The 13289-nt window shown below is 58.5% G+C and carries 10 protein-coding genes; 9 read left to right on the top strand and 1 reads right to left on the bottom strand.

Going from position 1 to position 13289, the window contains the following annotated elements:
- The first annotated feature begins 190 nt into the window (after positions 1–190).
- The 3 genes from B5525_RS25715 (at position 191) to B5525_RS25705 (ending at position 5264) form a co-directional block, all read left to right on the top strand.
- A complete protein-coding gene (locus B5525_RS25715) occupies positions 191–1474 on the top strand; it encodes a cystathionine gamma-synthase family protein (protein ID WP_079568521.1) in 1284 nt (427 codons plus the stop codon).
- A 226-nt stretch (positions 1475–1700) separates the two neighbouring features.
- The gene (locus B5525_RS25710) at positions 1701–4124 is read left to right on the top strand and encodes a type IA DNA topoisomerase (RefSeq protein WP_079568520.1); all 2424 of its coding nucleotides are present in this window, start codon (positions 1701–1703) and stop codon (positions 4122–4124) included.
- 393 nt (positions 4125–4517) lie between these two features.
- The gene (locus tag B5525_RS25705) at positions 4518–5264 is read left to right on the top strand and encodes a C13 family peptidase (protein ID WP_079568519.1); all 747 of its coding nucleotides are present in this window, start codon (positions 4518–4520) and stop codon (positions 5262–5264) included.
- A 348-nt stretch (positions 5265–5612) separates the two neighbouring features.
- On the opposite strand, the gene B5525_RS25700 is transcribed toward B5525_RS25705, so the two are convergent.
- Entirely contained in the window at positions 5613–5915 is a 303-nt protein-coding gene (locus B5525_RS25700) for a DUF2312 domain-containing protein (RefSeq protein WP_079568518.1), read from the bottom strand.
- Positions 5916–5927: 12 nt separating this feature from the next.
- On the opposite strand from B5525_RS25700, the gene B5525_RS25695 reads away from it, so the two are divergent.
- The 6 genes from B5525_RS25695 (at position 5928) to B5525_RS25665 (ending at position 13198) form a co-directional block, all read left to right on the top strand.
- Positions 5928–6251: a helix-turn-helix domain-containing protein gene (locus B5525_RS25695; protein WP_079568517.1), complete on the top strand. Its 324-nt coding sequence runs from the start codon at positions 5928–5930 to the stop codon at positions 6249–6251.
- A gap of 179 nt (positions 6252–6430) precedes the next feature.
- A complete protein-coding gene (locus tag B5525_RS25690) occupies positions 6431–7000 on the top strand; it encodes a hypothetical protein (protein WP_197687841.1) in 570 nt (189 codons plus the stop codon).
- A gap of 63 nt (positions 7001–7063) precedes the next feature.
- A complete protein-coding gene (locus B5525_RS25685) occupies positions 7064–7600 on the top strand; it encodes an IS110 family transposase (RefSeq protein WP_079568515.1) in 537 nt (178 codons plus the stop codon).
- Between the two features lie 994 nt (positions 7601–8594).
- Positions 8595–9896 (top strand): DUF2235 domain-containing protein, encoded by a 1302-nt coding sequence (locus B5525_RS25675; protein ID WP_079568513.1) that lies wholly within the window; start codon positions 8595–8597, stop codon positions 9894–9896.
- Positions 9897–10286: 390 nt separating this feature from the next.
- A complete protein-coding gene (locus tag B5525_RS25670; protein ID WP_079568512.1) occupies positions 10287–10547 on the top strand; it encodes a pyocin activator PrtN family protein in 261 nt (86 codons plus the stop codon).
- 2273 nt (positions 10548–12820) lie between these two features.
- The gene (locus B5525_RS25665; protein ID WP_154073424.1) at positions 12821–13198 is read left to right on the top strand and encodes a hypothetical protein; all 378 of its coding nucleotides are present in this window, start codon (positions 12821–12823) and stop codon (positions 13196–13198) included.
- The last annotated feature ends 91 nt before the right edge of the window (positions 13199–13289 follow it).

Genomic DNA, 13289 nt, shown 5'->3' with positions numbered 1-13289 from the left:
CGTTGAGAGTTTGTGACCCGCAAGGTGCGATGCGGGCGCGGTGAAATCAGTTCCGGATGTTGCTACGCTGATCCTTGCAACGTTGACTGGAGCCGTTGGATGCCGTCGCATCCACGCTCCTGATCGCACCGTCATTGCGGAAAGCCCCCAACGCACGGCGACGTTCCGAATCCAGACAGCGAGGCAAGCCATGGTGAAACCGTTTCCGTCGAAGACGCACATCGGCAACCACATGCTGCATCCCGAAACGCTCATGCTGAACTACGGCTACGATCCACAACTGTCGGAAGGAGCCGTCAAACCACCGGTCTTTCTGACCTCGACCTTCGTCTTCAGGACCGCCGAAGACGGACAGGACTTCTTCGATTTCGTCTCCGGTCGGCGCGAGCCTCCCGAGGGGATGGGTGCGGGCCTGGTTTATTCGCGGTTCAATCATCCCAACAGCGAGATCGTCGAGGACAGGCTCTCTGTCTACGAGCGCACCGAGAAATGCGCACTGTTCTCGTCCGGCATGGCGGCGATTGCGACCACGATCCTCGCGTTCGCCCGCCCTGGCGACGTCATTCTGCACTCTCAACCGCTCTATGGCGGGACGGAAACTCTGTTTGCAAAGACGCTTGCGGGCCTCTCCATCGGAGCGGTGGGCTTTGCCGACGGCATCGACGAAGCCGCAGTCAGGCTGGCGGCGGGGGACGCCCTGCGAAAAGGCCGGGTAGCGATGATTTTCATCGAAACCCCGGCAAATCCCACCAACGGCCTTGTTGATATCGCGATGGTCCGCCGCGTTGCTGAGATCATCGGCCAGGCTCAGGGGCACGCGCCGATCGTCGCCTGCGACAATACGCTACTGGGGCCGGTGTTTCAGCGGCCGATCGAACACGGCGCGGATCTTTCGTTGTACTCGCTAACCAAATATATCGGCGGTCATTCCGACCTGATCGCGGGCGCTGCGCTCGGCTCAAGAGCCCTCATGAAAGACATCAAGGCGTTGCGAGGCGCCATCGGCACCCAACTGGACCCCCATTCCTGCTGGATGATCAGCCGGTCGCTCGAAACACTGAGCATCCGCATGGAAAAAGCTGACAGAAACGCGCGGCTCGTGGCGGATTACCTGCGCGACCACGGCAAGGTCGCGAAGGTCCATTACCTTGCTCACCACGAAGAGGCCTCCCCCGCCGGCCGTCTGTTCGCGAGGCAATGCACCGGCGCTGGCTCCACGTTCTCCTTCGACATTGTCGGCGGCCAAGCCGCCGCATTCAAATTCTTGAACGCGCTGCAAATCTTCAAGCTGGCGGTGAGCCTGGGCGGAACCGAATCGCTTGCCAGCCTGCCCGCAAGCATGACCCACTCCGGCGTTCCGGCTGACATCCGCCGTAAAATAGGCGTTCTCGACTCCACGATCCGGCTGTCGATCGGCATCGAACACCCGTCTGATCTGATCGCGGACATCGCGCAGGCTTTGAACGAGGCATAGCTGCAGTCCTTGCCGTGAGAGCGAGTGCAAGAACCGACAACGGCCTTTGACAGCGGACGTGTGGGTCCGCTTTGCGCCATGAGCGGTCGATCACGAATGCTCGCTCAAACGCGGTGCGTCGGTGACCGAGGCAGGTACACACTTCAAATCAAACGCAGCTTGCGCACTTTCGATGTTCGCTATATGTTCTCATACTGTCGAATTTATTCTCCCAAACGAGCCCGACGTGCCTGAACAGATCGTCATCACTGAGAAGACCAGTCAGGCAAAAGACGTCCGCGCCGCTGTTGGTCCTCGCTACGGAGAGATTCTCCCGGCTGAGGGCCATTTATTCGACCTGCTTGAGCCAGAGGATGTTGTGCCGGCCTGGAAGCGGTGGTCGCCGATACTTTTGCGTCCCGAAGGTCTCTACGACACTTGCCCGGCAACGGGAGGGAACAAAGCCGCCAAGCTCAAAGCCATTCGCGAGGCACTCCGCAGCGCCAAACGAGTTTGGCTCGCCACCGATTGCGATCGCGAAGGTCAGCTCATCGGTCAGGAAATTCTCGAGCATTACAAGTACCGCGGCGTGGTCATGCGGGTGCTGTTTACTGCGCAGGACTCGCAGACCATTCGCGATGCATTCGGCCGAGCAAAGCCAAATGTTGAGTACGCTCGTCTTTACGCAGCCGCCGTCGCGCGGCGGCAGGGCGACCAGATCTACAATCTATCACTTACCCGCACCGCGACCGTCCTCTTGGGAAAAGGTGCGCGGAGGGTCATAGGTGTTGGTCGCGTGAAGACGCCGACGTTGGCAATCGTTTGCAAGCGTGAGTTGGAAATCCGCGATTTCGTTCCACTCGCCTATTTTGAAATTGTCGCCACCGCGAAAGTTGACGGAGGGCGATTCCAGATGCGGCACGCGCCGCAGGACCGGATCGTTCGGCGCGAGATTGCCGAGGAGGTCCTCAAAGCAGCCGAAGGCTTCGAGGGCGCGCTCGCCGTGCGCGTCGAAGATAAGCGTCAAGGACCGCCCAAGCTGCACGATTTGCCGTCGCTTCAGAAACTATGCAGCTCACGGTTCGGCTGGCCGGCCAGCAAAACGCTCGATGTTGCGCAGGAGCTCTATGATGGCCCGGGTAAGAAGATAATCACCTACCCTCGCGCCGAGGTGCGCTACCTGCCGCAGAGCCTTATCTCGGACGTACCACGGATGTTGGCCGGACTGCGGGCCCGCCAATCATTCAGCGCAATACCCCTGCCCGACCCGCCGGTCATCCGCAGGGGCGCGAGCGGCACGTTCTACGACAAGGGGCTGGAGGGCGCGAGCCATCACGCCGTCATTCCCAACGTCAACACGATCGACAAATTGCCGGAGATTTGGCCGCGTCTGTCGTCCGACGAGAAGAAACTGTTCGACGTCATCGCGCGGGCCTATCTGGCCGCGCTGATGCCTGACTTCCGCTACCGGCAGACGACCGCAACGCTTGACGTGCGCGGCTTCGAATTCCGCTCCGCCGGACGCCAGCCTATCGATCTCGGCTGGCGAGCAGCATTCCCGGAGTGGCAACCCGCCGACGAGAAGGGCGACGAGGCGCAATTACTGCCGCTGTTGCACAACGGCGAGACCGCGCAACTGCAGGATCCCAAAATTGAGGACAAGGAGACCCGACCGCCCCCGCGCTATAACGAAGGCACTTTGATCGAGGCGATGCAAAATGCCTGGCGCTTTGTTGAAGATGAGATTCTGCGAGACCGCCTGAAGGAAGCCAAGGGTATTGGCACCCCGGCAACCCGAGCCGAAATCATCTGCGGGCTGAAGAAGCAGGGTTTTCTTATTGCCCAGGGAAAGAATATTGTGCCAACCGAAACCGGCCTGTCGCTGTTCGGTATTCTCAAACAAGCTGATCCGGCACTGGTCGATCCGGGTGTGACGGCGCAACTCGAATGCCTGCTCGACGATGTCGTCGTCGGCAAACAGGAGATGGTCGGTGCTATTGACGCCGTGTGCGATGTCGCCGAACGCATCATCGGCAGACTGAAGGAGAGTGCCACTGCCGGAGGAACTCCGTTGCGTGGCGACGTAGTCGGCAACGGCGCGGCGGCGTATCCGCCGACGGCTGCGATGAAGCGCTTTGCCGACAGCCTTAGCCGGAAGGGCATCAAACCGCCGCCTGGCTACAAGACGTCGATTTCGATCTGCCGAAAATTTCTCAGCGATCACGCGCCCAAGAAAGCCGACGGTCAAGCGGCTGGGAGGCTCGACCCTAAACCGGCAAGCCCGGCACAGTTGTTGTACGCTACGAAGATCGCGCTCGGGAAAGGCGTCGTCATTCCCGACGAGGCCAAGGCCAACTCGGCTGCAATGGCCGCGTGGATTGACTCGAACAAGGGCACGAAGCGCCGCAAGAGCGGTCGCAAGACCGCCTACAAGCCGGCGAGATCAATTTCACCTCAATCGACGTCGCCGACGAAGAGATCTCTGAAATGCAAGGCTGATGCCGTCGAAGCGACTCCTGCTCTGCCAAATCTCGGAACAGGTACACCACTGCGAATTCCTTATGGCAACAAAGAGGTCGCTATGAAGCTGGGCGCCCGTTATGGCTCGACGGGATGGTACGCTCCGCCTGGAGTTGATCTCTCTGCATTTGGCGAGCGCGGGTGGCTGTAGCGCCGGCTGCTTTTGATAGTGACCCCAAAGGGGTTTTCTATCGCCCCCAGTTTGCATCGGCAGCACAGGAACACTTTGCGTCCCGACGTGCCCCCCACAAATAGAGACACGCGTCGCGCAGCCAAAAATGTCAGAAATACCTGATTTAAATTGGCGCGCCATTCAGAAGCGCCGCTGCTGGATCCGATTCGAAGCGGCGTGGAGGACCACGTCGACCCACACCGAAACAACCAGAGGCCTCCCTGCCGGCCCTGGAGTGACTCGCCGTGAAAAGATACAAGAAGGTCTGCTTGGCGCGTGAGAAGTGCCGTCCCGAGGAATGGAGACTGACCGAATTCCGCAATTCCGTTTACGCTGCTCTGCTATGGTGGCGATCACGAAACGAGGCTCGCCATGATGTCCAAGTCTTGGATCAGCCGGCTCGGCGCGCCGCTGACGGCTTTTGTTTTGACCGTCGTGCCGTCGGTTCCGCCGGCGCACGCCGTTGAGGATGCTCGCAAGGTGAGCGTAGTGTCCTTCGGCCTCTTCGGCGATCAAAGCGTGTTTAAAAGTGAGGCGACCGGCGCAGCTCAGGTCGTAGCGAGCCGCTTCGGCAACGGCCCGATCAACGTGCAGTACAATTCGAAGAGGGGCGGAGGTGCAACGATCGAAGCACTGGCCATGTCATTGCAAGTGGCGGCCAAGGGGATGGACGCCGAGAACGATGTTCTGTTTTTGATACTCACCTCGCACGGCTCCACCGCCGGCCTTGCAGTCAAAGCAGGGCGGCGCACGCAAACGCTCACGCCGTCTAATCTCGCGGACATGCTGGCGCGGACGGGCGTGCGACACAAGGTGGTGGTCATCTCGGCCTGCTATTCAGGAGTCTTCATCCCTCGTCTCGCGAACCCCGATATGCTGGTCATCACTGCGGCCGATGCCGACCATCCATCGTTCGGCTGCCGGGACAAGGCCAAGTGGACCTATTTCGGCGATGCCTTTTTCAACGTCGCACTCCGGCAAGCTAAAGGCCTGAAGGACGCCTTTGTTGTTGCGCGCGCGCTCGTCCAGAAGCGAGAGCTGCGAGAGCACTTCGAGCCGTCGAGTCCCCGAATGGCCGGCGGCGCAAACGTGCAGCCGTTGCTGATTGCGCGACCTTGAACGACCGGCCGCCTTCGCCGCCGACGCCTAGGTGTGCCGAAAACCTCGCCCGTATTGATCTGGTGACGGAATCGCGCCGCATTTCTGCTAATGGGGCACTTAGCTGACGTCGGTGTTTCGTCGAATGTCCGCTTCGCGCCAGATGCGGCCGTTCATCCACGGTCCCTATTTTTGCGGTCAGACAACAAAAGACAAAGGGCCACGCGGTGTAATACCCGCGTGGCCTTCGAGACTGTTCCCTAGGCCCTCCAGAGATTCCGTCTCGGGGCATAGTGTGCGGGTGGAGGCGCCTGTCTAGGGTGTGATGGAATTACCCACAGTTGCGGCGAAGGAACCCGCCCTACCTCATCATGCAGCCTTGGCGACCTTCTCTGGCCCGGCCTGCTCGATGGCGCGCATATAGAGATCGAGCAGACCCTCGCGCTCGTCGCGCTCTTCCTGGTCCTGCTTTCGAAGTTTGATGATCTCTTTGAGGATCTTCACGTCAAACCCTTCCCCTTTAGCCTCCGCAAACACTTCCTTCTTTTGTTCGTTCAAAAATTGATCGGCCGCCCTGAGGTCGCAAGAGCGCTGGAGCAGGAACTGCTTCACGCGATCATCGATTGCCTGGCCGCCAACGAGACGGACGACAATCCCAAAACGCGACACCATCACGCAGCTGTCGTGGTTCGTTTCGAAGAAGCGCTACGCAAACGCATTGACCAAACACTCAACATGCCCGCGCTTTGTGCCGAACTCGGTGTGCCAGCCCGAACGCTGCGGACGTGCTGCGCCGAATTCCTCGGCGTCAGCCCCATGCGATATCTCTTGTTGCAACGATTGAACGAGGCCCGCCGGGCGCTGCGACGGGCCGATCCTTCGACAGCGAGCGTCGCGGAGGTCGCCCGAAGTCATCAATTCCTTGAGCTTGGGCGCTTTGCGGTGACGTACCGCACAACCTTCGGTGAATCACCTTCAGCCACGCTGCAACGCGATCCGCAAACATAGGCGCAGGTCGCCGGAAGCGCATAGCGCGTCCAGGGCGCTTCGACCAAGTTCCTGTTCGCAAAGCGTCCGGGGCGTCCGCACACGACAGGTGAAACGATGAATGCGTTTCCCGTGCAATCCCCTTCGAGAGACCGTCAACCTGACCCATGCGCTATGGCAGTGAAAGCAAGGAGTTGCTCATGACCATGAAGAATCGAAATGGCTGCATCATCATCGCCTTCCTGCTCTGCGGAGCGGCGCCAGCGCTGGCCCAGAATACGACTTCTGCGCCGCCGCACGTGCCGCTGGAGAAGACGATCGGCCAAGCCGGCCCGGATATCGTGCCGTCATTGATCGTCATGAACGCCCGCGGCGCCAGCCTGCAGGGCGGGAAACTGACCCTCACCGGCGTGTCGCCCAACTCGATCGTTTTCGCAGACCGCCCGGTGCGGGCGGCAGGGCACACACTTACGGCGCACCTGTTGGAGGAATGGGCGCCGAGCAATGAAAGCGATGAGAGCTTTACCAAGGATCCGCCGAACGGCACCGTCTCGGTGTGCAACACGGACGGGTCGAAAATCCGCGATGCCGTCGTCACACTGAAGACGGCGAAGCTCGAGGGCGACAAGCTGACCTTCGACGTGGATGTGCTGGAAGGTGAGCTGACCGGCGCCGATGGCGCGGCCGCACTCTTCATCGACCGCTTCGGCTTCGGCGGCTTTGCGCTTGGCGTCATCCATGAAGGCGGCGGTCCGCGTCAGCTGGGGTAATCCGATCCCCGCCTCCCGCTAGTCTTGCGCTGGGTTGATTCGGCCCAGCAAAGGAGACGCGCCATGGCCCTATACGTCGGACTGGATGTATCACTGAAGACCACTTCCATCTGCATCGTTAGCGCAGAAGGCTCGATCGTTTGGGAAGGAAAAGCAGAGAGTGAACCGATCGCCCTCATCAAGGCTTTGATCGGCTGGCGCCAGAGTATCGCACTTGTTGGCATTGAAGCCTGTCCGCTATCAGAATGGTTGTACGGAGCTTTGGTTGAGAGCCAATTCCAGACCGTGTGCATTGAGACTCGGCACGCGCAGCGGTTCCTGTCATCGCGACCAAAAAAGACCGACCGCAGCGACGCACGCGGCATTGCCGACATGATGCGCTTGGGCCACTACCGGCCGGTTCATGTGAAGAGCAAGGCCTCCCAACTCATGCGGACGACTCTGGTCGCCCGTCAAAAGTTTGTGGATCAGTTGCTGGCGATCGAAATCACGATTCGTGGGCTATTGAAGGTCCACGGTCTGAAAAAGGCGCGTTACATCGATGCCAGTTCGCAGCTAAGGTTGAGGCGATACTTGCCGATGCCCCGGATCTGCGGATAGCAATCGAACCCTTGCTAGAAGCGCGCAACATGATGCGCAAGCAAAAGACCACCCTAGACCGGAAGCTCTCGCAGATGGCACGTAAAGATGAGGTTTGTAGCCGGCTAATGACCATATCTGGCGTCGGCCCAATCGTAAGCATATTCCCCTCCGAGGTCGCTGCCAGCGGCAGACGGTCGTCAAAATTAGGCTGAACAGACGTTTGCAGAGAATCAAATCACACGGACTCGATTCGCGAATATTTTCAAGAATTGAGTATTTGTCCCTCGCCTACCAGCATCTGCGCGTCAATGGCTGGGTGATTCTCATGGTGAGCAATCAAGACCTGTCTGACGGTTTAGCCTGGTGGGCTCGGGCGGGCCAGGCTCGTCGGATCGCAACGATGCTGTCTCCGCGGGACGCCAAGGTCGCAGAGGCATACGCTGTCGAATGCGAGAATCAAGCCCAGAGGGTTTCGGCCGAAGCCATTAGACAGAATGTCGTTCAACCGTTTCAGCGAAACAAGCGGCTTAGGACGCGGTCTCATTGCGTAGCCAAGCGAGGTTGATCGGCTCTTTACGATTAGGCGTCGGCGGTATGTTTGCCCATGCTCGATGCGGCCGGGCGACCTGCCTGATCCAATCCGCGTCATCTGCACGATGCGCGAGTAATATTGTGTGTGAGGGCATCGCGGTGAGGCCCATTTGAGCGTGAGGCGAGATGGATCGGTAGCCTCTTCCAAGATTGACCCGCTAACCGGACGCGCCGCCGACATAGCAAAACAGATGCGATTGCCCAGGCGCACTTGCAGCGAAGTCTGGCGTGAAATCAACGATACGCCCTTTATTTGATCTCTCTAATGCGAATACCCGCTAGATAGGAAGGAAACGCGCGCAGGTAGAGGACGATTTATTTAACCGCACGACGTGCGCCGAATCGGTCGATGATTTACTGTTAGGCAAGTTCGCAGATCGCATCTTCACTCGGTCAGTGCCATGGAGTTGGGAGCCAAGTCATGAAGGTTCTGAGATGGATCGAGCGGATTGCGCATACGATCGGCTTTTTGCTTGCCGTCGTTGCCATAGTCTGGATCGGTGTGTTTATCGGTCGCCCCCCGGAAAAGAGCGGAAATCAGCCCACCTTTTCCGGCGCGGAGCAGCAGAAGAAACGCCTTGCGATTTTTCTCGACGGCACGTGGAATAGCGTCAACAGCAATACGAACGTCTGGCGCATGCGAGCCCTTTGCGCGGCGAAAAGCCAGGATGGCGAGCCTCAGCTCGTCTACTACGAAATCGGGGTCAACGGTTTTCTGGGCGGCGTTTTCGGCCAAGGGCTCGATGACAACATTCGCCTCGCCTACGAATGGCTCGTGGAAAATTACCGCGACGGCGACGAGATCTTCATTTTCGGGTTCAGCCGAGGCGCGTTTACGGCCAGAGCTCTGGCTGGTTTGGTCGCCATCGACGGCATCCTGAAAGCAGGCTCGCCCATAGGCGTCTCCGAGCTGTTCGAGCGCTACCGGAAGGGAAACGAGGAGACGATCTGGAAGTTGAAGGAAATGGAAGCGTCCGGAGACACCAGCAAGCTGACGGAACAGGAAAGGTGGCTGCTTAAATACTCCCAACCGGCGAACGTGAAGGTGATCGGCGTCTGGGATACCGTCGGATCCGTCGGCGTGGCGGCCGGAAACATTCCGGGCATCAGCCGTTCTCAGTTTGACTATCTGCAGACAGGGTTACGCATCCACATTCTGAACGGATATCACGCCCTTGCCGTCGACGAGCATCGGCCAGACTTCGCTCCCACTCTCTGGGACGTCCATCACCCGAAAGATCCGAACGTAGTCATCGCCCAACCGCGACCTTTGTCCGGCGTAGAGCAACGCTGGTTTGTGGGCGCCCATGCCAATGTCGGCGGCGGCTATGAAACCGATCTTCTGAATCAGGCCCCGCTGCGCTGGATGATGAAGAAAGCGGAATCACACGGCCTTTCATTCCGCTCGGAGGTCGACCTGGACGGAGATGCCGTGACAGCGCCGACAACCGACTCCTACGGGTCCTTTCTCTCAGGATGGTACGCCAAGGTCTTTCCGCCTCTCTATCGCACCATTGGACGAGAACCGGATGTTCGGGACGACGGAAGTCACATCAACATCAACGAGACGATCGACGCCAGCGTGTTCAAGCGGTGGCGTGCTGATCCGACGTATCGCCCGGACAATCTCGTCGAATGGGCAGGCCGCAAGAAAGTCGATCCCGCTCGGCTGCAAACTTCCGTGCGGGCTGACGATCCTCGCGTAGAGGTGCCCGACCAATAGGTTCCTGCGGGATGAAAGTGACTTAACGTCTGCTTCTTCGCGATCTACCTAGGTGTCCGCGCTCATTAGCGCGTTCGCTCGGCAGAAGACGCTGATCGACACCGACAAATATTGGCGTGCTTCTGCATGTCTGGTGTTGGAGTTCGCGGACGGCAAGCGCCCGACCGTCCGATTTCTACGCCATGGCCTTCTTGTGCAGTATAGATGCACAATCTCTCTTCCATGAGCCAGGTCCAACGGTCTTAATTGGCCGGTGCTAGTTCAGAACGGGGTGCGTGTATCCCGGGCAATATGAGCTGAATCCAGCCGCGTTCCTTTGCAGCGGTCGGTGCGCGGCAAGGACTACTGGAGTCGGTTTGCTAGTTCTGCAAAATATGGACGTCCCGTACAATGAACACCGCGTTTCTCTTGATGGCGCAGTACGATGGAAGGGCCATCATCCCAATCGAACTTGTTTGCCGAGACTATTTCTCGCATCTCACCCCACCCAAATTGGTGCAGAAGATTTCAGCGGGCGAGATCGCCATTCCCCTGGTGCGGATTGAAGCCAGCCAAAAATGCGCGAAAGGAGTCCATCTTACCGACTTGGCTTCTTATCTTGACGCGCGGGTCGAGGCCGCAAGGCGCGAAATGACCGCTCTAACAACTTGAACATCGTCTCCTCGATCGCGTTCAGTCGAACCGGAGATCCGGCGACCGGCGAGTTCGGCGAAGCCAAGTTGATTCGAAATTTCGGCGATGTGCCCGAGGACCTGAGTACGTTGTGAAGGTAGCCTTGAGCCGCAGCGATCCTGTGTATCGAAGGTGCAACCGGTTCCACTTTGGCTCTTGAATGCGCATGAAATCTGACTGATTAGTCCGTGGGCTAAGTTACGCCGCCCGAACAACCCGATGTATACGCTCATTGAAGAACCCACGGCAGCGGGAAGCAGCTGGCCACTTCTAGCCTCCGGTCTATCTGGTGGCCAATCGTCTCTTTTCGCACGGGTGGCCGAAACTTACCGGCAACTGATCAACGGGAACGAGACAGGGTGAGAGCTTATTTGATGCTCGGCTTCCAGCTGAGCACAAGCCGTGTTCATCGCGTCGCCACAGCGTGAGACTACTTCGTCTAGCCGAAAGGCGTTTGATGTGACCGTCGTTTACCTTCTTCGAAGCGCGCACTGTTAAATTTGCAATTGTGCTGTACTCTACGTCTATGCATGTCGAGGTCGACTTGCATTGAACCAACTTTGGGGTAGCGGAGGGCAACATGGCTAAGAAAGCGAAGAAGGCAAAGAAGGCGAAAAAGAAGAATGGCAAGAAAAAGAAGTAGCCTTCGCCGACACACGGTATCTTTGCTGAGACACACCAAGGCGCGTGCGCGGCCGATCGCGAGCCGATATTGCCGCGGTTTGATGTGATTCAGTGACACCAAATATCAAGCCGGACCGCGATGCGAATATGTGCTGATCGGTCCGGCTTTTTCTTGGTCCGGCGAGTGACGCACCGTAGTCGCGAAGGAGCGGTGAAAAAAATGTGGGCGGAATCAGTTCCCTATCGTAGACCGTTCAACATCGTCGACGGCATCACGATAGTGAGCGAGTCACCAACACTCACAATCGGCGACGAGGATGCAATTTAGGGCGGCCGAAATCCTACGCTGCGTTACGCTCCTGCCGCTATGCAAACGCACGAGCGCGAAATTGCCTGCTCATCGAAGCTCCGGACAGCAGCGGTACAGCATTTGGTCCAGCATCATTGAGTACGACCTCACTTAAATGCTGACCGTGCTTCGCTTTTCTCGTTCAGTCGGTCCAGTCCATCATGGGGGCAATGCAAAATCGATGCGCTAACATGTTGATGTTATTTCGCTTTATCATCCCGTCCGGTATAGCTGATTTTTGGGCCGACAGAAATCGCAGGCTGACAGTTGAGGCATTTTCCTTTCAGTTCAAGTGCTTATTCGGAAGGCTTCTCGCCCCTAGAACACGGCTCCCCTTCTCGGTACGACGCCGCAGTACCGGATGAGCTCCCGCAGTACCGTGCTGGTTTGGGCGCTCCTTACAGATCCCGTTCGCTTCGGCCGCAAAGTAATGCGCCGCTCTGGCCACGCCTAGCGTAGAACAAGTGCAGTCGTAGTTTTGGCGGCGATAGAGCAAGAAAACTTGGGGGCTGCGGTCCGCAAGTGGGCGCTTTCGTTACGAGAACCGCGGGCTGGCGAAAGCTTCGGCCAATATTGGGCTCGAAGAATGAGCGTTGCCCGAAGGTCACACGTCGAATCGTGTCGGGCGCGCCCGTGCGCAGATGGAGCAATTCCTTTCTATCGAACTCTCTGGTCGGGGGTTCGAGTCACTGGAGCGCCACCGCCTTTCACCAACCAAACCTACGACATCTCATCCAATCCCTCGCATGAGGCAGTTCGTGAGGGCCGCAGCGAGCTCGGCTCTTACGCTCTAAAAGACATACGTTGAAGGGCTACGAACCTTAGTATCGGGCGAAAGCCGCCGAGTTTCTAAGCGCGCTCTGACGCCTTTCCCATTTGGGATACGCGAGCCTCGTAGATCAGTCGCGGCCCAGTTTGACTGGAGGAGACCCTACCCTTCTCAGACTGCGGGCTCGGTCCGGCCTGGAGCATTCCATCGTAGCGCACGGCTACTTCGGAATATGGAGAGGCGGCTGAGCGATCGAGCAATTCGCGGAGCTTCGGATGGAGACCCTCACCACGCGAGGCCGCAATCGCATTGAAATTGCCTAGAGACATCATTCCTGCACTCCCGAGTCCTCTTACATGTCGGGTAGCTTGCATCGGCGAAGGTCGGTCGCCACTCCGGATCTTGCTTTCAAATCTAAGTCGTCATTCGGAGCGGCTGGAGTTTGGAGCGAAGAAGCGGAGTGTCGGTACCACGCCGATGCGCTACGTGCCCGAAAGGAAAGGGCGCACGATGACAAACGAAATCGAGGTTCAGAGATTGATCAACTTCGAGACTGCGACCGATGGCACCGCGGTCAAGCTTGTCGTCTGCGACGTCGCGAACCGCAAGATCGGCATCATCCTGACGATCGAGACGCTGTCGGCGCTGCTGATGACACTGCCGGCGATCGCATCGAGCGCCGTCAAGCGTGCGCACAACGATCCCAGCATGAGGATCACATATCCTCTCCGGGAATTTGAGATCGAGCTTGGTCCCGACAATCTTCGTATTCTGACGATCGGGACACCGGACGGATTCACGGTCTCCTTCAGCCTCACCGAGGAACTCTCGCAAGAACTGGGCAAGGCACATCTCGAAGGCGGTGGACATCGCGCCAAAACGCACTAGCCGTGAGGCTCCGCCCCCGCGAGTACGCCCTCAGCAAAACGCGAATATCAGAGAAGGATCGGAGTGCCGCGACCCTGACGCCATGCAAACT

Origin of the sequence: Bradyrhizobium erythrophlei, assembly GCF_900129505.1 — a bacterium.
Lineage (GTDB): Bacteria > Pseudomonadota > Alphaproteobacteria > Rhizobiales > Xanthobacteraceae > Bradyrhizobium > Bradyrhizobium erythrophlei_D.
This window is presented reverse-complemented; position numbering and strand designations above follow the sequence as displayed.

Bases quoted from the DNA above. Each gene is read 5' to 3' on its own strand.
- B5525_RS25715 (WP_079568521.1), top strand. From the start codon at position 191: ATGGTGAAACCGTTTCCGTCGAAGACGCACATCGGCAACCACATGCTG.
- B5525_RS25705 (WP_079568519.1), top strand. From the start codon at position 4,518: ATGATGTCCAAGTCTTGGATCAGCCGGCTCGGCGCGCCGCTGACGGCT.
- B5525_RS25700 (WP_079568518.1), bottom strand. From the start codon at position 5,915: ATGGTGTCGCGTTTTGGGATTGTCGTCCGTCTCGTTGGCGGCCAGGCA.
- B5525_RS25690 (WP_197687841.1), top strand. From the start codon at position 6,431: ATGACCATGAAGAATCGAAATGGCTGCATCATCATCGCCTTCCTGCTC.
- B5525_RS25685 (WP_079568515.1), top strand. From the start codon at position 7,064: ATGGCCCTATACGTCGGACTGGATGTATCACTGAAGACCACTTCCATC.
- B5525_RS25675 (WP_079568513.1), top strand. From the start codon at position 8,595: ATGAAGGTTCTGAGATGGATCGAGCGGATTGCGCATACGATCGGCTTT.
- B5525_RS25670 (WP_079568512.1), top strand. From the start codon at position 10,287: ATGAACACCGCGTTTCTCTTGATGGCGCAGTACGATGGAAGGGCCATC.
- B5525_RS25665 (WP_154073424.1), top strand. From the start codon at position 12,821: ATGACAAACGAAATCGAGGTTCAGAGATTGATCAACTTCGAGACTGCG.